Genomic DNA, 21,845 nt, shown 5'->3' with positions numbered 1-21,845 from the left:
TTGAATCTTTATAAATTTTCTTTTTTTGTTATTTCTATAATTTTTATGGTGGTAAAAATAGGTGTATTAGGTTCTATTTTATTATTATCTCCATGATATCCGTAAGCCTGGGCTGAAGGAAGTAAAAAAGTTGCAGTTTCATTTGCTTTTAAGAGTTTAACCCCAGATCGCAAACCGGGAAATAACTCTTGCTTATCTACTTTGTAATCCAAGATTCCTATATCTACCATACTATATAGGGTGTCATTGGTTATGCTTCTAATATTGTATGTTAGTCTTACCAGGTCATCTTCCACTGGAGTATATCCTATACTATCTCCTACTAGATTATAATAATAGTAAGCTCCGAAGGAGGTGCTTAAATAGTTGTGAGAGCTGTCTCTTTCTATAATTTGCTTAAAAAGCGCCTCTTCTTGTTTCAGTAACTTTTTGTTTCGCTCTACCGATTCTTTAATAAAGCTACCAGATCTGGCCTCAATTGGTTTGCGCGGTTCCGGACCTCCGCAGGATATAAGGATCACTAAAAAGGATAGAAATGCCAGTCTTTTCATGAATTTAATTCGTCTTTATAGTCATTTAAAAGCTTAGTGAATCTAGAAATGGCTGTGCTCATATCGGAATCGGATTTACCCCCAGCCGCATTGGTATGTCCTCCCCCATGAAAATGAGCCCTAGCAAATTCATTTACAGAAAACTGCCCTTGGGACCTAAAGGAAATCTTAATGATACCCTCTTCTTTGTTTTCAATAAAAATGACCGCAAACTTAATACTTTCTATGGTAAGTCCGTAATTTACGAAGCCTTCAGTATCTCCTTTTTTATAGTTATGTGTATCTAACTCTTCTTGCGTTAAAAAAGTATATGCCGTGTGAAATTCTTTTATTATAACCATATTTTTAAGTGCACAACCTAAAAGCTGTAATCTTTCGGGAGAATTTGTGTCGAAAATACGATTTTGAATCAGGGCGTTATCCGCGCCTTTTTCCATTAAGGTAGCAGCAGTTCGGTGTGTTGTACTTGTAGTAGCTGCAAATTTAAAGGATCCGGTATCCGTAACTATTCCAGAATACAAGCAATTGGCAATGTCTTCTGTGATTTTATCTTTCCCATCGAGCTTAGTTATGAAATGGTAAATCATTTCACAGGTTGAGCTCATTTTTGGATCAGAATAAGTTATTGTAGCGTAGTTATCTGGTGATCTGTGATGATCGATCATAATAAACTTTGCCGTACTTTTTAATAAAATAGGGGTAAGCTGGCCAACTCTGCTTAAATCGTTAAAATCTAAGGTAAAACAAAGGCTTGCCGCTTCTAAAACTTCTAGTGCCTGACTGTTTTGTTTTTCAAAGTTTAGAATACTTTCTGTACCGGGCATCCATTTAAGAAATTTAGGGTAATCGTTTGGTGCAACCACAGTAGCTTCCAGTCCTAGGTTTTTTAAGTAATGCCATAACCCCAGACAAGAACCGATAGCATCTCCATCGGGATTTTTATGAGGTATTATTACTATTCTTTGTGGTTTGGAGAGCAAGGCTCTCACGGCTTTAACGTCCTCAGAATTCATGCGCGCAAAGATACAACTAAATAGTTATAGCAATTATAACCAAAATTAAATAATAGAAATTGTTCGGTCTTTCATGTCTATTTTCTAATTTTAACAACTACCCTCAGTAAAACTAAATAGTGATAAAAAAACAATACATTTTTGGCAAACCGAGTCTTCTCTTTTTACTAATTCTATTATTAGTTTCCTGTTCAACTAAAAAAGATCTTACAGATACACCCGTTCCAGGATCCGAATTAACAATTGCTTTTGGCTCTTGTAATAAAGTGGATATAGAGAATTTGCTTTGGGATGATATTCTTAAAAGTAAACCTGTTTTATGGATTTGGGGCGGCGATAATATTTATGCAGACACGGAAGACGTGAATGAGATCAGAGCAATGTACGAGGCTCAGAATAACATAAAAGGGTATAAAAAGCTAAAAAGAAAGACACAAGTAATTGGAACTTGGGACGATCATGACTACGGGCTTAACGATGGTGGAAAGGAGTTTGTTTCAAAGAGAGGAAGTCAGCAGGCGTTTTTAGATTTTTTAGAAGTTCCTGCTAATCACCCACGTCGTTTACAGGAAGGAATTTATCATTCTTATTCTTACCAAGGAGAAATGGGCAGTGTAAAGATTCTTGTCCTAGATACGCGCTATTTTAGAACTCCCCTAACTCCGGATACTTTGACCAATAAAAGAATTAGCCCTAATTCCTATGGACAGGGTGAATTACTGGGAGAGAAGCAATGGACTTGGTTTTCTAAAGAACTCAGGTCTTCTAAAGCAGATTTCAATATAATTATTAGTAGTATTCAGTTTTTATCAAACGAGCACGGTTTTGAATGCTGGGGAAATTTTCCTCATGAAATAGATCGTTTTAAAAGACTATTGGTATCATCTGATGCACAAGGAGTTTTTGTATTATCGGGCGATCGTCATATTTCAGAATTTTCAAAAACTGAGATACCTGGGTTACCCTATCCTTTGGTTGATTTTACTAGTAGTGGTTTAACACATGCCTATAAAGATTTCAAGGGCGAAGCAAACCCATATAGAATAGGACATGTGGTCTTTAATGAAAGCTTTGGCCTGGTAAAATTAAATTTTATTACTAGAGAGATTCAATTTCAAATAATAGAAGACGAGGGAAAAATTCCTTTGGAAATAAGACAACAGTATTAATGTTGTGGGTTGCTTGAAGAAAACGTACTTTTGCGCAAAATTTATAGAATGACAGGGAACAGAACATTTACAATGATTAAGCCGGACGCCGTTGAGAACGGACATATAGGAGCAATTTTAGAAAAAATAACTTCTGCTGGTTTTAAAATTGTGGCCATGAAATATACGCAATTAAGTTTGAGAGATGCACAGGAATTCTATGCCATACATCGCGAGAGGCCATTCTTTGGAGAATTAGTATCTTTTATGACAAGAGGTCCGATAGTTTCTGCAATCTTGGAAAAAGATAATGCAGTTGAAGATTTTAGAGCTTTAATTGGTGCAACCAATCCCGAAGAAGCGGCTGAAGGAACAATTCGTAAATTATTTGCGAAAGATATAGGCGAAAATGCGGTGCACGGTTCTGATAGTGATGAGAATGCCTTAATAGAGGGTAGTTTTCATTTTTCAGGACGTGAGATTTATTAGTTCACTATTTCGGCTTACTTATACTAGGTTTTTTCTTACTCTTCAATTTATTGAGGTTTTATAAGTATTAATTCTATCACACTGCAGTTCTTCTTAGGTTGTTTATAGAAGTGACTAGTAGTGAGGAAGTTTGAACGTATAAGGTTACCTTATGGTTAGTAGAGGAGTTTGTCCTCGATAGCATAAGATAATGCTATCGTTGCTCTTTATCGCAAAACTAGTTTCTTAATCAAGTCTTTGCCCAATTCTTCGTTGAGCATATTAATTATTTTAGAATTCCCCAGGCTGAGCTCTTCTCTAAGTACTGATGAAGATAAGGAAACGAATAGTGTCCCTCTTCTAAGCTCTATGGCGGTAGTATAGTTTGCCACCCCTTTACCCATAGTTTTTTTCCAAACATCATTTACCAATACTTTGTCTATTCCCTCTTGCAGTTTATTCTTTTGGATAAAATTTTGGAGTATTTTACTAAGGGGTTGCTCGCCTTTTTTCTGTGCCATCGTCAATGTGTTTTATCAGGATTATAGCGGCTGTACCTATAGCTTAGACCATCTTTATCCTTCAGTACCATTATATTATTGGAAATTTCAATAAGCTGCTCTTCTCTCGATGACAAATTATTACTGTAGCTGATCCAGAACTCCTCCTTACTACTATGTATTTCAAATTCTTCTGAATCTGCGGTTATGGTAAAAGTTCCGTCCATTCTTGGTTTCACTTTTTTTTTATAACCTGTCGTTTCTCGTAAAAAATAATAGTCTACCGTTGGATTGATTTCGTATTCTTTGGTCTGTCCATCTGGAAAACGCACTTCTTTTATTTCCCAGTATCCATTCAATAAAGCCAAGGATTCTTGGGTGACTTTTTCGGCACAAGAGATCAATAATAGAAAAGCGACGCCAAAGAATTTTTTCATACTACAATTTAAAAATTTTATAAGACTGATGGATAGATTTAACTATTTCTTCTGTACGCTCAGGGTGGGTATCACTTATAAAAATTTGACCAAAATTCTCTTCGTCAACCAAGGTTATTATATGTCTTACCCTATGTTCATCCAGTTTGTCGAAAATATCATCAAGCAGCAATAAAGGAGAAGAAGTGGCATGGGATTTCAAGAACTGAAATTGTGCAAATTTTAAAGCAATAAGGAATGATTTTTGTTGCCCTTGACTGCCAAATTTTTTTACCGGATAATCTTTAATTTCAAAAAGCAGATCATCTTTGTGGATTCCAACAGAGCTATATTGAAGATTTCTATCTTTCTCCAAACTTCGTTGCAATAGACTTTTTAAATTTTCAGTCTTTAGTTTACTGTCATATACGATACTAACATCTTCTTTGCCTCCCGAAATAGAGAGGTATTGCTGTTTAAAAATTGGTGTAAATTCTTCAATGAACTGTTTGCGTTTTATAAATATTTCCGTGCCATATACGTCTAATTGTTCATCGTAAACTGTTAATGTGTCTAGGTCGAAGGTGTGGTTAAGGGCAAAGTATTTAAGTAAAGTATTGCGTTGTTGCAAGGTTCTGTTGTACTTAATTAGGGTGTCTAGATAAAGTCGGTCTGACTGTGAAATTACACTGTCAATAAACTTTCGACGGACGTCGCTGCCTTCTAAGATTAAATTCCTGTCTACAGGAGAGATGATTACAAGAGGAACCAAACCCACATGGTCTGATAATCTTTCATATACTTTATTGTTCCTTTTAATTATTTTCTTTACTCCTCTTTTAAAACTGCAAACTACTTTTTCTGGTCTATCTTTAATCTCAAAGGTGCCTTCTATCATAAAAAAGTCTTCCCCATGTCTAATATTCTGACTGGCCATTGGATTAAAATAACTTTTACCGATGGCTAAATGATAAATAGCATCGAGAATATTTGTTTTGCCTATCCCATTTGCCCCAACAAAACAGTTAATTTTAGCGTCAAATTCGAAGCTTTGAGAATCGAAGTTTTTATAGTTTACAAGGGATAGATTTCGGAGAAACATTCGGGCAGGCAATTAGCGGTATAAATGAAACATGCAAATTATCCAAAAATAACGAATAATTTGGCTTTTGGTTTTGGATAAAAACTTTATTTTTGCGCGACCAATAAAGTAAATCATGGCAACATATAAGAAAAGAGGTTACAAACCAAAGAATAAAGCCGAAGAGAATGAGTTGGATATGCAGAATAGCGCAACGGCTGAAGTTTTTAGTAGCTTAGATGAGAGTGCCTCTAGATCAGAACAATGGGTAGCTAGGAATCAGAATTACATTTTAGGAATAATTGGAGTGATTGCTGTGGCAGTTCTGGGCTATTTGGCCTATAGCCAGTTTATTCAAAAGCCAAAGGAGACAATGGCTGCCAATGAAATGTTCTATCCACAACAATACTTCGACCAAGCTTTAAACAGCACCACACAAAAGGACTCTTTATTTAATCTTTCTTTGAATGGGGCGCAAGGTAAATATGGGTTTCTTGATATTATTGACGAATACAAAGGAACTAAGGCCGCTAATTTATCCAGTTATTCTGCCGGAATGGCTTATTTAAATATGAAGCAATACCAAGAGGCTATAATGCATTTAGAGAAGTTTTCTTCAGATGATGCCATATTGGGTGCTTTAGCCAAGGGAGGTATAGGAGATGCATTTATGCAATTAGATCAAGCATCTGAGGCCTTGACCTATTATGAGAGAGCTTTTAATCATGATTTAAATAGTTTTACAACTCCAAGATATTTGTATAAGGCCGGAGTCACTTCTTTAGATTTAGGGCAAAAACAAAAGGCTTTGGAGTATTTTGTTAGAATCAAAGATGAATTTCCAGAGTCAGAGGAAGCCAAAACTATCGATGCCTTCATTGGAATGGCAAAAAATTAGGTTCTAATGGCTACAGCGGGAAAGAATCTATCCTTTTATGATAAAGCTTCCTTGCCGGACGCTAGAAATTTTAAAATTGGCTTGGTGGTATCCGAGTGGAATTCTGAAATTACAGAAGCACTTTTTGATGGAGCTGAGTTGACCTTACTGGATTGTAAGGTGGAGAAAAAGAATATCATTCGATTAAATGTTCCCGGGAGCTTTGAATTGCCTTTAGGATGTAAACGTATGATTCTGGAAGAAAAAGTAGATGCTGTGGTGGCTATCGGAAGCTTAATTCAGGGTGAAACCAAACATTTTGACTTTGTTTGTAGTGCTACTGCACAGGGCATAATGGATGTTAATCTTCAATTAGACATTCCGGTAATTTTTTGCGTCCTTACCGATAATACTTTTCAACAGGCAAAAGACAGATCCGGTGGAAAGCATGGGAACAAAGGTGCCGAAGCAGCCATAGCCGCCATAAAAATGGTCTCTCGTTAATCGGTTTTCCAATATTTGTAGTTTATTTAGGCCAATTTCTTTGGTCTTAAAGTGTTAACAATTTTTGGGAAGTAAAACCCCTTGCTTTTTTGCATTTTAAGTAACTTTGAGACTACAAGTCTATGGGAAAGTTTTCAAAGCTTAGAAAAAACAGAAAGTATAATTATTCTCCTCGTTATTATGACGATAAGGGTGAGGGTAGTCCGTATAAAATGCAGCCAAAACTGGATAAGTTTCGGACTACTGTAGATGCACCAAGAGGCTTAAAGGGAAAGTTTAGTAGCGCAATGTCGGATATGCGGAAAACCGGAGATAGAAATCTAAGGCTTAGAATGATAATAATAACCGCTGTGCTCATATTGATTTTCCTTTATATTATCGATTTCGATCTAAGCATATTTTTCACAAAATAATGGGAGATATTATACAGCTTTTGCCAGATAATGTGGCCAATCAAATTGCCGCTGGAGAAGTTGTTCAACGACCGGCGTCGGTGGTTAAAGAATTATTAGAGAATGCCATAGATGCAGAGGCCACTATTATAAAACTTATCGTAAAAGAAGGAGGTAAAACCCTTATTCAGGTAGTTGATAATGGCAGAGGAATGAGTGTTACAGATGCCAGAATGAGTTTGGAACGGCATGCGACCTCCAAAATAACTTCTGCAGACGATTTATTTCATTTAAATACTAAAGGTTTTAGGGGAGAAGCTCTGGCTTCCATTGCCGCCATTGCCCACCTAGAAATGCAAACACGCCAGGAGATAGATGAAGTGGGCACGATGATCAGGATAGAAGGAGGAGACCTTATTACCCAAGAAGTAGTGGTAACTCCAAAAGGGACTTCTATAGCAGTAAAAAATCTTTTTTTTAATATTCCGGCGAGACGAAAGTTCTTAAAGTCGACCCAAGTAGAGCATAGACATATAGTCGACGAATTTCACAGGGTGGCAATTGCGCATCCATCAATTCAGTTTTACTTCTATTCAAATGGAAGTGAATTATTTAATCTGCCTGCAGTTAATCTGAAAAAACGGATTGTTAGAATTTTTGGACAGAAGACCAATGAAAAACTTGTCCCGATAAAAGAAGAAACTCAACTAGTCGTCATTGATGGGTTTGTAATTAAGCCCGAGTACGCTAAGAAGAGTAGAGGAGAACAGTTTTTCTTCGTAAACAATAGATTTGTAAAAAGCCCATATCTCCATCATGCCGTAAATTCAGCTTTCGAGGGCTTGTTAAAACCGGATACGTATCCAGGTTACTTTATTTTTTTAGAAGTTGATCCTGAATCTATTGATATAAATATACATCCTACCAAAACTGAGATAAAATTTGATGATGAGCACAGCTTGTATGCTATTTTGAAATCGTGTATTAAGCATAGTCTTGGACAATTTAATATAAGACCGGTTTTAGATTTCAATAAGGATCCAAATTTAGATACATCGTATGCCAGCACTCAGCAGTTTGGAATTCCCCCTATGGTAAGTGTAGATAGAACGTTTAATCCTTTTAGTACTTCTGAAGACAAAAAAAAACTTGGTGGTTTTAAAAAACATACTGGCCAGTGGGAAGGGATGTTTTTAGATTTAGAGGGGAAAGAAGAAGAGAAGGACGACTTCAGTTCTTTTACCGTAGAATCCGAGCTTATTTCAGGTTCTATTTTTACAGAGAGGGAGGGTATAGATAGAATAGGAGTTCCCACTTTTCAGTTAAAAAGGAAATACCTTGTGTCTACGATAAAATCCGGAATGTTGATTATAGATCAAGGACGAGCACATCAGCGTATATTGTATGAAAAGTTTCTGAGCAGTATTACTATAAGAAAAACAATAAGTCAGCAATTATTATTCCCTATATCTTTGGAGTTTAGTAAGTCAGAGATTACAGCCATTAGAGAAATTAAAGAAAGTCTAATTGCTTTGGGATTTGCATTAGAATTTATTTCTGACACAAGGATTGAAATAAGTGGTATTCCTCCTTTGGTGAAAGAAAGTGAATTACCTACAATTTTAGATGAATTAATTTCGGATTATCAAAGTGAAATAAAATCAGAAGGCTATACAGAATCTGAAATTCTGTCAAAAGCCCTTTGTAAATCCTTAGCAGTAAAAACTGGAGACATACTTGACCTTGAATCGCAACAAGCTTTAGTAAATTCTTTATTTGGCTGTAAAGAATCCAAAATTAGCCCGTTTAATAAGCTAATTTATATTACAATCACAGATTTAGAAATAGAAAATAAATTTTTATAAATGGGAAGACTGACCGATGCTATAAAGCATCTACTGATAATAAATGTGCTGTTTTTTATAGCAACCAATATTTATGGAGATCAAATGTACCAATGGTTTTCCCTCTGGTTTCCTGAAAATGCAAATTTTGAGTGGTGGCAGATAGTATCGCATATGTTTATGCACGGAGGCTTTACGCATATATTATTTAATATGTATGCCTTATGGGCTTTTGGAACTCCCTTGGAGAGAATGTGGGGTCGCAATAAGTTTCTTTTCTTCTATTTTTCGGCAGGCCTTGGTGCAGCCTTAATTCATACCGGAGTAAATTTTTATTATTTCAATCAGGGAATGGAGGCATTAGTAAATGCTGGAATGACTAAAATTCAGGTAATGGAAATTATCTCACAAGGCCAATATAGTCCGGACTGGTACAATTATGCCTCTCAGAGTGTTATCGATAATTTCTTAAGCGCATATAATACACCGGCGGTTGGAGCTTCAGGTGCTATATATGGAATATTAGTAGCCTTTGGAATGTCCTATCCCAATAGTGAATTATTTCTTATTTTCTTACCAATTCCCATAAAGGCTAAATACTTTATTCCCGTTTTAATTGGGCTGGACTTGTTTTCTGGGGTAACAGGATATTCCATTTTCGGTGATGGGATAGCCCACTTTGCACATATTGGTGGGGCTCTATTTGGTTTCTTGATGATGTGGTATTGGAAGAAGAATGAATTCAATAAAAATAGGTGGGATTAAGATGAACGGAGGAAACTTAAAATACCAGTACGCAAGTTTAAATACGGCAGAGAAGTTAATTGCAATTAACGTAATTGTTTTTATTACCAATGCGCTGGTCACATTTCTTATGGGCTTATCTCCCAATACTTTTGTGAAATGGTTTGAATTGCCCAAGGAGTTTAATGAGTTTATTTTACAACCCTGGTCTTTAATAACATATTCTTTCTTTCATGGGGGGATATGGCATTTATTCTGGAATATGATAATGTTGTATTTTACAGGACGCATATTTCTTAATCTTTTTGGACCTAAGAGGTTCAGTAATGTTTACTTTTTAGGAGTAATAGCAGGTGGACTGGTATTTCTGCTGAGTTATAATGTTTTCCCTGCATTTATAGCAACCAACACAGCCCTCATAGGAGCTTCTGCAGGAGTTACAGCTGTCCTGATTTTCGTTTGTACTTATATACCGAATCAGGAGGTTCGACTATTCATTTTTAACCTTAAACTATGGTATATAGGTGCGTTTTTTGTTTTAGTGGATCTTATTCAGATTCCTAGTAGTGGAAATGCTGGTGGCCATTTAGCACATCTGGGCGGTGCCCTGTTAGGTTATGTATATGCGCGGCAACTTTTAAAGGGAAGAGATATTGGTGAAGGTTTTGGGCAGCTTAGCGAAAGTTTTTTTGGGTTTTTTAAACCAAGAGAAAAGAAAGCTCCCTTAAAAACGGTCTATAGAAATAAGGCTAGAAATACCCGATCAAAGGTAGACTATGATAAAGAGAGTAAGCAGCGCAAGATTGATTCTATTTTGGATAAAATCAGTAAATCGGGATACGAAAGTCTCTCCCAAGTAGAAAAAGACTTTCTTTTTAAGGCGGGTAAAGACGAGTAGTCAGTGAAACACATTTTTTCCATAAAGACTTGGTTGGTCTTTGCCACCTATTTCATAGCTATGCTATTAATTTTTGGATGTATTGCTTTTTACATGCCTGTTAGAGTACTGCCAATAATTGCTTTTTTTAGTTTAGTATTACCTTTTTTAGTAATAAGTAACTTTGTAATCTTAACCTATTGGCTTGTTAAATGGAATAGAGCTGGGCTAGTCCCATTAATAAGTCTTTTTATATCGTACATAGTATTTGGTTCCTTCTATCGTTTTGAAGATAATTCTGTCTATATGGGATCTGATGGACTTACCCTAATGACCTTTAATACGGGAAATTTTAATGATCGTGCCACAATCAAGGATAAAGAAGGAAACCGCTTAAAATCTTTTTTACTAGAGAAAGACCCTGATGTGTTGTGCCTTCAGGAGACTAGTAGAATTAGGCATAAAGATTTAAAACACTATCCCTATAATTATGTTACCCCTTATGATGCTCAGAGGTCTATGCAAGGAATTTATTCCAAATATCCTATCATTGATAAGGGTTCTTTAAACTTTCCTGAGACTGCAAATAATGCGATTTATGCCGATATTGTTGTAGGCAAAGACACTTTAAGAATTTATAACCTGCATTTGCAATCCTTTAAAATAATACCCGGCAGAATAAAAAAGTCGAAAAATCCATTTAGGTTTTATGGAAGAATGGAAGCTACTTTTTTAAAGCAGGAAGAACAGGCTGAAATCTTTAACGAACATTTTACTGCCGCTCCCTATCGAAAAATCGTATGTGCCGATTTAAACAATACCCCATACTCTAATGTTTATCGCTTGGTTAAAAACAATTTGGTAGATACGTTCGACGAACAGGGCCTGGGCGTTGGAATGACATATGATATAAACATATTGCCATTTAGGATAGACTTCCTACTAATAGACAAGTCTATGGAGGTAAAGAAACATCAAAATTTTGAAGTAAAACTCTCCGATCACGAACCTGTAATGGCTACTATTAAGCTCTAGGACATTAAATAACAATCTATAGTGTCGGCAAGGATATGCAGTAGGAGTGCTAGGCCAATAATTCTAGTTTTCCTCAGGAGAAATAGGACAAAATAAACCCCTATGGCCAAATACGAATGCAAAGGATGAAAATTAATACTGCATCTATTAGGGTCAAAAACAGGATCTGCCCATAAATGATCCATATCTATAATTATTGCGGAAAGAAGTATTGTAACAACCAGAACGGTGTTTTTTCTATAAAAAAATAACCCAACAGCAATTGGAACTATAAAATGAAAGCCGTAATGAAGAATAAATCTAAGCATTTAAAAAACCTAGCTTAAAGTTCTGGAGATAACTCAGGGCAGCAGGGCCTTCATTAAATAATAAATCAATGGCACTGCAATTTGGTATAAACCCATGTTTGTTTTGAAATACTTGAACATAGCCCAGTTGTTCTATACTTAGCTTTGATTTGGCATTTACAAGATTTCTTGCATCAACTAAGTTTTCTGCTTTATCCAAATACTCTTCAGTTCTAAAAAAATCTAATTCTATTTGAAAACAACTAGCCAATACTTCAATGGTTGTAAAATTAAAATCCATTAAATATTTAAAATTCTTTGAATATAGCGGTTCAAATTCATCCTCATAGTATTCAAAAAAAGGAGAGGTTCTGTAGGCAGTTTGTAAGGTACGCCAATGTTGTCTTTGCCATCTAGACTCATTTTCCAGTTCAACTTCTTTATAAAGCTGCCTTCCTTGTTTCTTTCCTTTATGATTTATTGGTATCGAAAGCATGTATTTCCCCTGATCTGTGCAAATATATGCCCTGTTTCTGTAGGTTTGCTTCTGATAGTTATCACAAACCTCCCATATAATGCTCTTTTGGGAAAGTAAAGCAAAACAGGGAATGCTGGGTAAATATGTTGGATGGATTAAAGTATCCATAAAAAAGTATTTGGACAATCTATTGGCTATTCCTTTTTAGAACGTTTTCTTCTCTTCCAAAAATAGTCGAAAGCAAACCAGGCAACAAGTGCAATAAGAAAGTGTTTGAAATAAGACCTGGGTTCCCCATCGCCACCAACTGTGGTAAATATTCTGTCCCATCTTGGCCTCCAATTGGTAATTCCTTGCTTGAAGTTATCAAAACTCAACCAGATAAAAATAGGCTTTCCAACCACATGGTTAGCTGGTACGTAGCCCCAACTTCTGCTATCTTCAGAATGATCCCTATTATCACCCATCATCCAATAATAATCCTGTTCAAAAGTGTAGCTGTCTACCGTTTCTCCATTTATACTAATTTGATTTCCAGATACAGCGATTGACTTCCCCTCGTAGTCCCTGATAATCTTTTTGTAAAGTGGAAGCACCTCAGGACTTAATTTGATGGTGGTACCGGCTTTAGGAATATAAATAGGACCAAAATTGTCATTATTCCATGGGTAGTTTGGATTCTGAGGAAATATATTATAACCTGCAACCCCTTTTGGTTCAATTTGTTTTACTACAGAATCGATGGAGGTATTAGCTCTGAGCGCAGCTACCATGTCATTGGTCATGGTGGCTATTCTTTCTCGTCCGGTTTCTTCCTTTAAGGATAGTCCGGCCCTTCTTATCACCTTCATTGGAATACCTGTAGCACGGGTGATTAACTCAATATCTCCGTTTGCATTTTGCCCACCCCCAACTAAATAAGTGTTAATGGCTTCAAACTGGCCTTGGTTTAAAGGACCTGAAATATACTTTCTCGTAAATTCCTCAACTCCTAAGCTTAAAAGTAATTTCGAAGAAACGCCTTTTTGAGAGTAGACCTTATAATCGTATTGCGGTTTGGCTCTATCTGATAATTGTAACTCTTTCCCATTAATAAAAACGATACCATCTATAACAGATAAAGAATCCCCCGGCGTTCCTACGCATCGCTTTACATAATTAGATTTCTTATCAATGGGCTTTTTAACACCTTCTTCCTTTTTAAAAAACACCCTTACGGTATCTGCCGGCCAACTAAATACAACAATGTCATTTTTCTTTACCTTTTCAAAACCCGGAAGTCTAAAATAAGGTAATTGTGGTTTTTTTAGATAGGATCTTATCCCTAAAACAGGAATTGTATCATGAACCATTGGCGCTGCAACGGTAGTCATCGGTGCCCTTGCGCCAAAATGAAATTTACTCACAAAGAGGAGATCCCCAATCCTCAGCGTTCTTTCTAAGGAACCTGTTGGTATAACATAAGGTTGTATAAAATATGTATGCACAAGGGTGGCTGCTACAACGGCAAATACAATGGAACTTACCCATTCTCCGATAGCACTTTTTGGGTGCAGACTTCTATCAGGGACATAGCTAACCTCTACAAAATAGTTTACGTAATATATGTAAAAGCCGAGAGTGAGAATTACAAGCCAAGTATCCATTAGGCTATTTCTGCCAAAACTTCTAATGGTTTCTACCCAAACTACCGGGAACATGAGAAGGTTAATAATTGGAATAAATAATAAAATCACCCACCATTTTGGTCTCTTAATTATTTGCATTAAGACGATGGCATTGTAAATAGGAATGGCCGCCTCCCATGGTTTTCTTCCCGCTTTAATATACAATTTCCAAGTCCCAAGAAAATGGATAAGCTGTATTAAGAGTATAAAAAGGATCCAATTTGTACTATTCATATGTTGTTATTTCTTTGTTGAGTCGCATTCTAATCTGCTATGTTACTGAAATTAACCCAGATTTAACACGTCTTTCATTGTAAATACGCCTTTCTTAGTTAGCAACCACTCTGCTGCAATTACAGCTCCAAGGGCAAATCCGTCGCGGTTATGTGCTTTATGCTTAATGGTAATTTCATCCACTTTTGCCTGGTATTTTACTTCATGTGTTCCGAAATCCTCGCCTTCCCTGAAGGATTCTATTTGCAGGGCATTATTGGCAGATTTTCCAAGTTTCCAGTCTTTATATGCCGAATTATCTATTACGTCTTCCGCAAGGCTAATAGCCGTGCCACTTGGGGCGTCTAATTTATGAATATGATGCGTTTCCTCTATGGAAACCTTATATTCTTCTTGCCCTGCCATAAGTTTTGCCAAATACCGATTTAATTCGAAAAAAATATTCACTCCAAGGCTAAAATTAGAAGCATAAATAAAAGCGCCATCATTTTTTTTACACAGTTCAACGGCTTCAGTATAATTTTCGAGCCAACCTGTGGTGCCTGAAATTACGGGAACCTTATGTGTTAGACAGGATTTAATATTTTCAAAGGCGGCTTCAGGCTTACTAAAGTCGATGGCAATATCCATCGTATTGTAGTCTATATTTTTGGTGTCGATGTCTATTTTTGCTACTACGGTATGGTTACGCTCTAAAGCTATCTTTTCAATTTTTTTTCCCATTTTACCATATCCGAATAATGCTATTCTCATAATTAAAATTTTATAGTAAATGCCACTCCGTAAGACGGATCAGCGAAAACCGGATGGTAATCTAAATAGGGTTGAATATCCATACTTAAATCGTCATCAACGTTAAACTGTTTGAGATGTGAATCAACATTGGCATCGATAATGTTTAGGGCGTATAGGCCTAAAGTAATAAAAAGTGCAAGATCTCTATCCCGTTGGTATCTTTCTTGGGCATCTTGGAGAGCCTCATCGGAAAAATCGGGGCTGCCTGGTATAATCCCAGAGCCGTTTAGGTCGTAGAATTCATCATCTGTAAAACCTGCTCGCCTTCTTTTAAATGCGGTTCGGAACCTATCGTATAAATCGTCGTTATAGATATAAGCATAAACGCCAGTGCCAATGGCAGCATAAACAATTGGTACTTTCCAATACCGCTTATTATAGATTTGGCCTAATCCAGGCAGAATGGCCGAATAAAACGCAGCTTTACTTGGGGCAAGAGGGTTTATTTCCTTGGATTTTTCTTTTTTCCCTTTAACCACTATTTCTTCTGTTTCTAAGTTGGCCTCAGCTGGTACAAGACTATCGGAGCTTACCGCATTCTGTTTTTCTTGTGCCACAACACTCAACAAACAGAAAAGAAAAAAAACAAATAGGAATAGGGTATTATTCACTAGTAATTAAGTTTTTCAGTCGTTTAAACTCTTCTTCAGAAGAAAATGGAATATTAATAGTTCCCTTATTCTTGCCCGAGTTTTTAACCGTAATATTAACCTCTAAGTACTGATTCAACTCTTTTTTACCTTGAAGAATAAATCTTGGTACTGCGGGGGTATCTGTTCTCTGCTTTGAAGACTTTGGTTTCGTCTTGTACGTATTTACCAATAACTCTGTATCCCGGACTGAAAGGCCATTTTTAACAATTTCTTCATAAAGGGCAATTTGGTCTTCCTTATGTTCAATATTTACCAGAGTTCGCCCGTGTCCCATACTAATAAAACCATCGCGCATCCCAGTTTGTATAATGGGATCTAATCTTAATAGGCGCAGGTAGTTTGCCACTGTAGACCTTTTTTTACCAACACGATCACTTAACTTTTCCTGGGTTAGGCCAATTTCTTCTAATAAACGCTGGTAGGACAGTGCAATTTCAATAGGGTCTAGGTCTTGTCTTTGGATATTTTCAACCAGGGCCATTTCCAGGGACTCCTGATCGTTTGCTATTCTGATATAGGCCGGAATAGTTTTTAAACCTATTAGCTTCGAGGCCCTATACCTTCTTTCACCAGATACCAACTGAAATTGATTAAAATCTAGTTTTCTAACCGTAATAGGCTGAATAACACCTAATTCTCCTATAGATGAAGCTAATTCGCTTAAGGTTTCATCATTGAAATGCGTTCGAGGTTGAAAAGGATTTACCTCAATACTCTCTAATTCTAATTCTACGATATTCCCAATTACCTGATCCGCATTGCGATCCGAAATAGTATTAATATCATTATTGGGGTCTTTCAATAAGGCCGATAATCCTCTACCAAGTGCTTGCTTTTTTGTTGCCTTCGCCATTTTATACCTTTTCCTTGTTTTTTTTCAACAATTCGCTTGCCATATTAAGATAGTTGGTAGCTCCTTTGCTGCTTGCATCGTATTTAATTATACTCTCACCATAACTAGGAGCCTCACCCAGTCGTACATTTCTTTGAATAATAGTCTCGAAAACCATGTCCGAGAAATGTTTTTTTACTTCCTCTACAACCTGATTACTTAAGCGTAATCGAGAATCGTACATGGTTAGTAACATTCCTTCAATATCCAGGTCTGGATTGTGTATACGCTGAATACTTTTAATTGTGTTGAGTAGTTTGCCCAACCCCTCTAAGGCGAAGTATTCACACTGAATGGGAATTATTACGGAGTCTGCCGCAGTCAGCGCATTTAGTGTAAGTAAACCAAGAGAAGGGGCACAGTCTATAAGGATATAGTCATAGGCCTCTCTTAGGTTTTCAATTGCTATTTTTAACATTGACTCCCTATTGTCCTTATCTACCAATTCAATTTCTATAGCCACTAAATCTATATGGGCGGGAATTAAATCGACATTTGGAGAAGCAGTTTTTACAATTGTATCTACTGCGTTGGCGGTATGTTCCAGTAATTGATAAGTCCCTATTTCAATTTCATCTACATTAATACCTAAACCGGAAGTAGCATTTGCCTGGGGGTCACCATCAATTAAAAGAACTTTCTTTTCAAGTACCCCAAGCGATGCCGCGAGATTAACAGTGGTAGTGGTTTTGCCAACACCTCCCTTTTGATTTGCAATAGCAATTACTTTGCCCATAATTGTAGTAAGTTAGGGGTTAAAAATACGATTATTTACCGTGCCAAAAAATGAATTTTGTTAACATCAAGTGAATAACTTACGCAGCTTTGGATATACTAAAACAGGCTTTTATATGTTGCCTTGTTTCTGTTTTAATCGGCTTCTAGTCAATTAATATTTCTAAGATTTGTATTGCAGCCTCGGTTATTTTCGTACCCGGGCCAAAAACAGCTGCCGCACCGGCATCAAACAGAAAGGGGTAATCTTGTTTGGGTATCACCCCACCCACAATTACCATAATATCTTCTCGTTCGTATTTCTTTAACTCCTCTAAGACCTTTGGAACTAAAGTTTTATGTCCTGCCGCTAAGGAAGATACGCCAAGAATATGAACATCATTTTCAACCGCTTGTTTTGCTGCCTCTTCAGGAGTCTGAAATAAGGGACCAATATCTACATCAAAACCTAAATCCGCATAAGCAGTAGCTACAACCTTGGCGCCCCTGTCGTGTCCGTCTTGCCCCATCTTGGCAATCATGATACGAGGCCTTCTTCCTTCCAATTCGGAGAATTTATCTGCTAGTTCTCTGGCTTTTTTAAAACTTGCGTCTTCTTTTATTTCTTTTGCGTACACTCCTGTAAACGATTGAATTTTAGCTTTATATCTTCCAAAAGCCACTTCTAAGGCAGCACTAATTTCCCCTAGGGTTGCTCTGTCCTTTGCAGCTTTTACTGCTAAAGCTAGTAAATTATCTCGATCCCCTGATTTTCCGGAATTACTTTTTTCTGCTGCCTCGGTAAGACGCCTTAGCGTATTGGCTAACTTTTTTGAGTCTCTTTTACTTTTTAGTTCTTTAAGACGTTCTAACTGACCCATCCGTACTTTGGCATTATCAACCTCAAGGATTTGTAAATCGTCTTCTTCCTCCAAAGAATATTTATTAACACCAACAATTGTATCGGTTCCACTATCAATACGGGCCTGTTTTTTTGCTGCTGCCTGTTCAATCCTCATCTTTGGAATACCAGCCTCTATGGCCTTGGTCATACCGCCATGTTCTTCTACTTCCCGAATGAGTTCCCAGGCTTTATTGGCTATTTCGTGTGTCAGGTATTCAACGTAATAACTTCCGCCCCAGGGGTCTACAGTTTTAGTTATTTTGGTTTCTTCCTGAAGGTAAATTTGGGTGTTTCTAGCAATACGTGCAGAAAAATCTGTGGGTAAGGCTATGGCTTCATCTAGCGCATTTGTGTGTAAGCTTTGTGTTCCGCCAAAGGCAGCTGCAGAAGCTTCAACAACGGTTCTCGCAACGTTATTAAAAGGGTCTTGCTCGGTTAAACTCCATCCGCTTGTCTGGCAGTGGGTGCGTAGCGCCAATGACTTTTGATTTTTAGGCTTAAACTGCTTTACTAATTTTGCCCATAACATTCGTCCGGCTCTCATTTTAGCAATTTCCATAAAATGGTTCATACCAATAGCCCAGAAAAATGATAGCCTAGGAGCAAACTTATCTATCTCTAAACCTGCCTTTAAGCCTGTTCTGATATATTCTAAGCCATCAGCAAGTGTGTAAGCCAATTCAATATCAGCAGTGGCGCCAGCTTCTTGCATATGGTAACCAGAAATACTAATACTATTAAATTTGGGCATGTTTTTGCTCGTATACTCGAAGATGTCGGCAATAATTTGCATGGACGGAGTTGGGGGATATATATAGGTGTTCCGAACCATAAATTCCTTTAAAATATCATTTTGGATGGTTCCGGACAATTGTTCCAGGGAAACGCCTTGTTCTTCTGCTGCGGCTATATAAAATGCCATAATAGGCAGAACAGCTCCATTCATGGTCATAGAAACAGACATTTTATCCAGAGGGATGCCATCAAATAAAACTTTCATGTCTTCTACAGAATCAATGGCCACTCCTGCTTTTCCAACATCCCCAATTACTCGTTCATGATCACTGTCGTAGCCTCTGTGGGTTGGTAAATCGAAGGCTACGGACAGTCCTTTCTGACCTGCCTCTAAATTTCGTCGGTAGAAAGCATTACTTTCCTGGGCAGTGGAGAATCCGGCATACTGCCTGATGGTCCATGGTCTGCGGACATACATAGTAGAATACGGGCCTCTTAAATTTGGAGCTATTCCTGCAGCAAAGTTTAAATGATCTACATGTTCTATATCTTTTTTAGAATAGGACGTTTTAATTGCAATATCCTCGGCGGTGGTCGACCTTTTATCCCCAATATGAGTGTGATGCGATTTAGGCTTTAACGCAAGATTTAAGCCACTAAGATTTTTTCTATTCATGATTCAATCTTTTTTGTTCCATGACTTCTGTTAACCTAGATGGGATAATTGGTTCTACGCGCGTTTGTCTTGGATTTCTAATCGGAAATGGATTTTTGTCTAAACTCATTTTCATTTTATCCAAAGGATTGGGATACTTATTAGATCCAACCAAGACTTCCTTGCCAGACGAAACTAACTCTTTCTCTTTTTTATCACTCTCCTTTATTTTCTTTTGTATTTGATGTGTTTTAAGACCTTTTATAAAACCACCTCCTTTTTCTATCTGTTTAAATAATACTAGGGCTTTTTCGGCCATTTCATTGGTCAAAGATTCAATATAATAAGATCCGTCTGCAGGGTTGTTAACAAGATCAAAATAGCTCTCTTCTTTTAGAATTAGTAATTGGTTCCTCGCTATTCGCTCGGCGAAGTCATTTGAATTATGATATAAAAAATCATAAGGTCTATTATAAACAATATCTGCTCCTCCTAGAATTGCCGACATGGTTTCCATGGTGCTGCGCAATAGATTTGTATTGTAATCATAGATAGTTTTGTTTCTTTTACTTGGAGAGGCAATAATTTTACAATTTAATTCTACCCCATAGGCATCTGCTAATACATTCCAAAGAAGTCTAAGCGCTCTTATTTTGGCAATTTCAAAAAAGTAATTTCCCCCTTCTGAAACGAAAAAGGTGACTTCCTTTATTCTTTTTAAGGATTCTTTCACATCCAAATAATGCAAGTATTCGTTGGCATGGGCAAGGCTATATGCAAGTTGTTGAACTATATTGGCTCCTGCATTTTGGTATAGATTACTATTAATTGTTATGGAAAAGGGGAAGTTAGGATTCTTCTTAAGTTTTTCAAAAATTGCAAAGTCTTCCTCTTCAGAATTAAACCATTTGCCAGATGCTGCAAAACTTCCTACTATATCCGAATAAAATTGAATCTTATTGCCAGATGCTTTGTTGAAATCTGATACTTCTTCAAGGACAGATGTATGACGTATTGGAAGAACTATGTGCATAGGTATTTTACCTAGGTTTAACCCCTGCATAAATTCCGAGATTCCTGATAGTGGTTTATCAATTTTCACCACAAGGCATTCTGCACCTCCTTGCAGGGCTTTCTCAATTCTAATATTAGTATCTGCAGTATTGTTAACCACAATAAGTTCGGCTGCCTGCCATTTATTATTTCTTTGGAAAAGGTTGTCCGAAAGATTCTCTAAATCTTCTGCATTGTAAAAGGGCTTTACATTAATGCCTTCCGGTGATTCCCACACAAGTGTGTTATTATAATCGGCACCTTTTAAATCTACTTGTATCTTCTGTTTCCAAGCTTTCTTGGAAACCGTATCGAATTCCGAAAACAAGTCTTTTTTATCTATCATTGTTTTGAATTGTACTATCCTCGTATTCAATCAGATATATTTCCTCATTCTTTTTTTTGAGGTAATAATTTTCTCTGGCAAATTTTTCCAGTTCTTTGGGATCTGAAAGTTTTTCGATAATTAGTTTGTCTTTGGCAATTTCCTTTTTTAAAAACTCTTGGGTCTTTTCTAACTTCTTAATTTCCTTCCGCAGCTCTAAATGTATCAAAAGGGAATTAGTGTCAAAAAAAACCATCCAAATCAAAAAGGCTGTTAATACTAAAACATAAAGATTGGTTGCAATGCCAAACCATTTTTTCTGTCGTAGCTTTTTAAATCCCATTAATTAAGTTTTTCGTTAATAATTGTGCGCACGATATCAATAGCTACTGTATTGTATTTGTTATTTGGAATAATTAAATCCGCGTATTCTTTTGTAGGCTCAATAAACTGACTATGCATAGGTTTCAGAGTAGATTGGTATCGATTTAGCACTTCGTTTAAATCTCTGCCACGTTCATTAATGTCTCTCCTTAATCTTCTTATAAGTCGTTCATCAGAATCGGCATGTACATATATTTTTATATCAAACATATCCCTTATTTCAGGATTTGTCATTATTAATATGCCCTCAATTATCATCACCTTTCTGGGGTGTACTTTTATAAAGTCGTTAGTTCTGTTGTGTTTAGAAAAAGAGTAAACGGGTTGTTCAATTGTGTCTCCATTTTTTAGGGCTTTTATATGCCTCCCCAACAATTCAAAATCGATAGCTCTCGGATGATCAAAATTTATTTTCGTTCGTTCTTCATAGCTCAAATGCGATAAATCACTATAATAAGAATCCTGGGAAATAACACCCACTTCTTTATCCGGGAACTGGTTAATTATCTGATTTACCACTGTGGTTTTTCCACATCCCGTACCTCCCGCTATTCCGATTATTAGCATGTCCTATCTATTTCTTCCAAAAATACATTATTGGATATAAATTAAGAGACAA

The 21,845-nt window shown here is 36.7% G+C and carries 25 protein-coding genes; 9 read left to right on the top strand and 16 right to left on the bottom strand.

Annotated elements, in window-relative coordinates; translation table 11 throughout:
- Positions 1–8: 8 nt before the first annotated feature.
- Together gldI and PXG98_RS07960 are read right to left on the bottom strand one after the other, a co-directional pair.
- Positions 9–551 carry a gliding motility-associated peptidyl-prolyl isomerase GldI gene (gene gldI / locus PXG98_RS07965; protein ID WP_276390160.1) on the bottom strand — a complete coding sequence of 181 codons (543 nt, stop codon included), beginning with the start codon at positions 549–551 and terminating at the stop codon, positions 9–11.
- Positions 548–1,564 carry a DHH family phosphoesterase gene (locus tag PXG98_RS07960; RefSeq protein WP_276390159.1) on the bottom strand — a complete coding sequence of 339 codons (1,017 nt, stop codon included), beginning with the start codon at positions 1,562–1,564 and terminating at the stop codon, positions 548–550. The genes gldI and PXG98_RS07960 overlap by 4 nt, the downstream gene beginning before the upstream one ends.
- A 119-nt stretch (positions 1,565–1,683) precedes the next feature.
- On the opposite strand from PXG98_RS07960, the gene PXG98_RS07955 reads away from it, so the two are divergent.
- Positions 1,684–2,733 (top strand): alkaline phosphatase D family protein, encoded by a 1,050-nt coding sequence (locus tag PXG98_RS07955; protein WP_276390158.1) that lies wholly within the window; start codon positions 1,684–1,686, stop codon positions 2,731–2,733.
- Positions 2,734–2,781: 48 nt separating this feature from the next.
- Positions 2,782–3,201 carry a nucleoside-diphosphate kinase gene (locus tag PXG98_RS07950; RefSeq protein WP_276390157.1) on the top strand — a complete coding sequence of 140 codons (420 nt, stop codon included), beginning with the start codon at positions 2,782–2,784 and terminating at the stop codon, positions 3,199–3,201.
- Between the two features lie 206 nt (positions 3,202–3,407).
- On the opposite strand, the gene PXG98_RS07945 is transcribed toward PXG98_RS07950, so the two are convergent.
- From PXG98_RS07945 to recF, 3 genes are read right to left on the bottom strand one after another with little or no spacing between them, the layout of a single operon-like run.
- Positions 3,408–3,701, bottom strand: a complete 294-nt coding sequence (locus PXG98_RS07945) for a DciA family protein (RefSeq protein ID WP_276390155.1) — start codon at positions 3,699–3,701, stop codon at positions 3,408–3,410.
- A gap of 2 nt (positions 3,702–3,703) precedes the next feature.
- A complete protein-coding gene (locus tag PXG98_RS07940; protein ID WP_276390154.1) occupies positions 3,704–4,117 on the bottom strand; it encodes a hypothetical protein in 414 nt (137 codons plus the stop codon).
- A 1-nt stretch (position 4,118) separates the two neighbouring features.
- Positions 4,119–5,198 carry a DNA replication/repair protein RecF gene (gene recF / locus PXG98_RS07935; protein ID WP_276390153.1) on the bottom strand — a complete coding sequence of 360 codons (1,080 nt, stop codon included), beginning with the start codon at positions 5,196–5,198 and terminating at the stop codon, positions 4,119–4,121.
- 115 nt (positions 5,199–5,313) lie between these two features.
- Here recF and PXG98_RS07930 point away from each other — a divergent pair, with 115 nt between their 5' ends.
- The 7 genes from PXG98_RS07930 to PXG98_RS07900 all read left to right on the top strand — a co-directional run bounded on the left by PXG98_RS07930 (position 5,314) and on the right by PXG98_RS07900 (position 11,450).
- The gene (locus PXG98_RS07930) at positions 5,314–6,075 is read left to right on the top strand and encodes a tetratricopeptide repeat protein (protein ID WP_276390152.1); all 762 of its coding nucleotides are present in this window, start codon (positions 5,314–5,316) and stop codon (positions 6,073–6,075) included.
- 6 nt (positions 6,076–6,081) lie between these two features.
- Positions 6,082–6,558: a 6,7-dimethyl-8-ribityllumazine synthase gene (gene ribH, locus PXG98_RS07925; protein WP_276390150.1), complete on the top strand. Its 477-nt coding sequence runs from the start codon at positions 6,082–6,084 to the stop codon at positions 6,556–6,558.
- A 122-nt stretch (positions 6,559–6,680) separates the two neighbouring features.
- Positions 6,681–6,971 carry a riboflavin synthase subunit beta gene (locus PXG98_RS07920; RefSeq protein WP_276390148.1) on the top strand — a complete coding sequence of 97 codons (291 nt, stop codon included), beginning with the start codon at positions 6,681–6,683 and terminating at the stop codon, positions 6,969–6,971.
- Entirely contained in the window at positions 6,971–8,815 is a 1,845-nt protein-coding gene (gene mutL, locus PXG98_RS07915; protein ID WP_276390147.1) for a DNA mismatch repair endonuclease MutL, read from the top strand. The genes PXG98_RS07920 and mutL overlap by 1 nt, the downstream gene beginning before the upstream one ends.
- Positions 8,816–9,559: a rhomboid family intramembrane serine protease gene (locus PXG98_RS07910; RefSeq protein WP_276390146.1), complete on the top strand. Its 744-nt coding sequence runs from the start codon at positions 8,816–8,818 to the stop codon at positions 9,557–9,559.
- Between the two features lies 1 nt (position 9,560).
- Positions 9,561–10,436, top strand: coding sequence for a rhomboid family protein (locus PXG98_RS07905; protein ID WP_276390773.1), 876 nt, complete (start codon positions 9,561–9,563; stop codon positions 10,434–10,436).
- 3 nt (positions 10,437–10,439) lie between these two features.
- Positions 10,440–11,450 (top strand): endonuclease/exonuclease/phosphatase family protein, encoded by a 1,011-nt coding sequence (locus tag PXG98_RS07900; protein ID WP_276390144.1) that lies wholly within the window; start codon positions 10,440–10,442, stop codon positions 11,448–11,450.
- Here PXG98_RS07900 and PXG98_RS07895 read toward each other — a convergent pair.
- From PXG98_RS07895 to udk, 11 genes are all read right to left on the bottom strand, one after another.
- Complete coding sequence (locus PXG98_RS07895; protein WP_276390142.1) at positions 11,447–11,758, bottom strand: DUF6122 family protein; 312 nt, start codon at positions 11,756–11,758, stop codon at positions 11,447–11,449. The genes PXG98_RS07900 and PXG98_RS07895 overlap by 4 nt on opposite strands.
- Positions 11,751–12,383, bottom strand: coding sequence for a WbqC family protein (locus PXG98_RS07890; protein ID WP_276390140.1), 633 nt, complete (start codon positions 12,381–12,383; stop codon positions 11,751–11,753). Before PXG98_RS07890 ends, PXG98_RS07895 begins: the two co-directional genes overlap by 8 nt.
- A gap of 26 nt (positions 12,384–12,409) precedes the next feature.
- A complete protein-coding gene (gene lepB, locus PXG98_RS07885) occupies positions 12,410–14,116 on the bottom strand; it encodes a signal peptidase I (RefSeq protein WP_276390138.1) in 1,707 nt (568 codons plus the stop codon).
- A 51-nt stretch (positions 14,117–14,167) separates the two neighbouring features.
- On the bottom strand, positions 14,168–14,869 hold the full coding sequence (dapB, locus tag PXG98_RS07880; RefSeq protein WP_276390137.1) for a 4-hydroxy-tetrahydrodipicolinate reductase: 702 nt from the start codon (positions 14,867–14,869) through the stop codon (positions 14,168–14,170).
- A 2-nt stretch (positions 14,870–14,871) separates the two neighbouring features.
- The gene (locus PXG98_RS07875; RefSeq protein ID WP_276390136.1) at positions 14,872–15,522 is read right to left on the bottom strand and encodes a DUF5683 domain-containing protein; all 651 of its coding nucleotides are present in this window, start codon (positions 15,520–15,522) and stop codon (positions 14,872–14,874) included.
- The gene (locus PXG98_RS07870) at positions 15,515–16,417 is read right to left on the bottom strand and encodes a ParB/RepB/Spo0J family partition protein (RefSeq protein ID WP_276390134.1); all 903 of its coding nucleotides are present in this window, start codon (positions 16,415–16,417) and stop codon (positions 15,515–15,517) included. The genes PXG98_RS07875 and PXG98_RS07870 overlap by 8 nt, the downstream gene beginning before the upstream one ends.
- A 1-nt stretch (position 16,418) precedes the next feature.
- A complete protein-coding gene (locus tag PXG98_RS07865; protein WP_276390132.1) occupies positions 16,419–17,192 on the bottom strand; it encodes a ParA family protein in 774 nt (257 codons plus the stop codon).
- Positions 17,193–17,337: 145 nt separating this feature from the next.
- Positions 17,338–19,485: a methylmalonyl-CoA mutase gene (gene scpA / locus PXG98_RS07860; RefSeq protein WP_276390130.1), complete on the bottom strand. Its 2,148-nt coding sequence runs from the start codon at positions 19,483–19,485 to the stop codon at positions 17,338–17,340.
- Positions 19,478–20,863, bottom strand: a complete 1,386-nt coding sequence (locus PXG98_RS07855) for a methylmalonyl-CoA mutase subunit beta (protein ID WP_277612700.1) — start codon at positions 20,861–20,863, stop codon at positions 19,478–19,480. The genes scpA and PXG98_RS07855 overlap by 8 nt, the downstream gene beginning before the upstream one ends.
- Positions 20,853–21,185, bottom strand: a complete 333-nt coding sequence (locus tag PXG98_RS07850; protein ID WP_276390128.1) for an FtsB family cell division protein — start codon at positions 21,183–21,185, stop codon at positions 20,853–20,855. The genes PXG98_RS07855 and PXG98_RS07850 overlap by 11 nt, the downstream gene beginning before the upstream one ends.
- Positions 21,185–21,793, bottom strand: a complete 609-nt coding sequence (udk, locus tag PXG98_RS07845) for a uridine kinase (RefSeq protein WP_276390127.1) — start codon at positions 21,791–21,793, stop codon at positions 21,185–21,187. Before udk ends, PXG98_RS07850 begins: the two co-directional genes overlap by 1 nt.
- Positions 21,794–21,845: the final 52 nt, after the last annotated feature.

This window comes from Eudoraea chungangensis, from assembly GCF_029360665.1.
GTDB classification, from domain to species: Bacteria; Bacteroidota; Bacteroidia; order Flavobacteriales; family Flavobacteriaceae; genus Eudoraea; species Eudoraea chungangensis.
This window is presented reverse-complemented; position numbering and strand designations above follow the sequence as displayed.

Excerpts from the sequence above, each read along its gene's own strand:
- gldI (WP_276390160.1), bottom strand. The coding sequence starts at position 551 with ATGAAAAGACTGGCATTTCTATCCTTTTTAGTGATCCTTATATCCTGC.
- PXG98_RS07960 (WP_276390159.1), bottom strand. The coding sequence starts at position 1,564 with ATGAATTCTGAGGACGTTAAAGCCGTGAGAGCCTTGCTCTCCAAACCA.
- PXG98_RS07950 (WP_276390157.1), top strand. The coding sequence starts at position 2,782 with ATGACAGGGAACAGAACATTTACAATGATTAAGCCGGACGCCGTTGAG.
- PXG98_RS07945 (WP_276390155.1), bottom strand. The coding sequence starts at position 3,701 with ATGGCACAGAAAAAAGGCGAGCAACCCCTTAGTAAAATACTCCAAAAT.
- PXG98_RS07940 (WP_276390154.1), bottom strand. The coding sequence starts at position 4,117 with ATGAAAAAATTCTTTGGCGTCGCTTTTCTATTATTGATCTCTTGTGCC.
- recF (WP_276390153.1), bottom strand. The coding sequence starts at position 5,198 with ATGTTTCTCCGAAATCTATCCCTTGTAAACTATAAAAACTTCGATTCT.
- PXG98_RS07930 (WP_276390152.1), top strand. The coding sequence starts at position 5,314 with ATGGCAACATATAAGAAAAGAGGTTACAAACCAAAGAATAAAGCCGAA.
- ribH (WP_276390150.1), top strand. The coding sequence starts at position 6,082 with ATGGCTACAGCGGGAAAGAATCTATCCTTTTATGATAAAGCTTCCTTG.
- PXG98_RS07920 (WP_276390148.1), top strand. The coding sequence starts at position 6,681 with ATGGGAAAGTTTTCAAAGCTTAGAAAAAACAGAAAGTATAATTATTCT.
- mutL (WP_276390147.1), top strand. The coding sequence starts at position 6,971 with ATGGGAGATATTATACAGCTTTTGCCAGATAATGTGGCCAATCAAATT.
- PXG98_RS07910 (WP_276390146.1), top strand. The coding sequence starts at position 8,816 with ATGGGAAGACTGACCGATGCTATAAAGCATCTACTGATAATAAATGTG.
- PXG98_RS07905 (WP_276390773.1), top strand. The coding sequence starts at position 9,561 with ATGAACGGAGGAAACTTAAAATACCAGTACGCAAGTTTAAATACGGCA.
- PXG98_RS07895 (WP_276390142.1), bottom strand. The coding sequence starts at position 11,758 with ATGCTTAGATTTATTCTTCATTACGGCTTTCATTTTATAGTTCCAATT.
- PXG98_RS07890 (WP_276390140.1), bottom strand. The coding sequence starts at position 12,383 with ATGGATACTTTAATCCATCCAACATATTTACCCAGCATTCCCTGTTTT.
- lepB (WP_276390138.1), bottom strand. The coding sequence starts at position 14,116 with ATGAATAGTACAAATTGGATCCTTTTTATACTCTTAATACAGCTTATC.
- dapB (WP_276390137.1), bottom strand. The coding sequence starts at position 14,869 with ATGAGAATAGCATTATTCGGATATGGTAAAATGGGAAAAAAAATTGAA.
- PXG98_RS07870 (WP_276390134.1), bottom strand. The coding sequence starts at position 16,417 with ATGGCGAAGGCAACAAAAAAGCAAGCACTTGGTAGAGGATTATCGGCC.
- PXG98_RS07865 (WP_276390132.1), bottom strand. The coding sequence starts at position 17,192 with ATGGGCAAAGTAATTGCTATTGCAAATCAAAAGGGAGGTGTTGGCAAA.
- scpA (WP_276390130.1), bottom strand. The coding sequence starts at position 19,485 with ATGAATAGAAAAAATCTTAGTGGCTTAAATCTTGCGTTAAAGCCTAAA.
- PXG98_RS07855 (WP_277612700.1), bottom strand. The coding sequence starts at position 20,863 with ATGATAGATAAAAAAGACTTGTTTTCGGAATTCGATACGGTTTCCAAG.
- PXG98_RS07850 (WP_276390128.1), bottom strand. The coding sequence starts at position 21,185 with ATGGGATTTAAAAAGCTACGACAGAAAAAATGGTTTGGCATTGCAACC.
- udk (WP_276390127.1), bottom strand. The coding sequence starts at position 21,793 with ATGCTAATAATCGGAATAGCGGGAGGTACGGGATGTGGAAAAACCACA.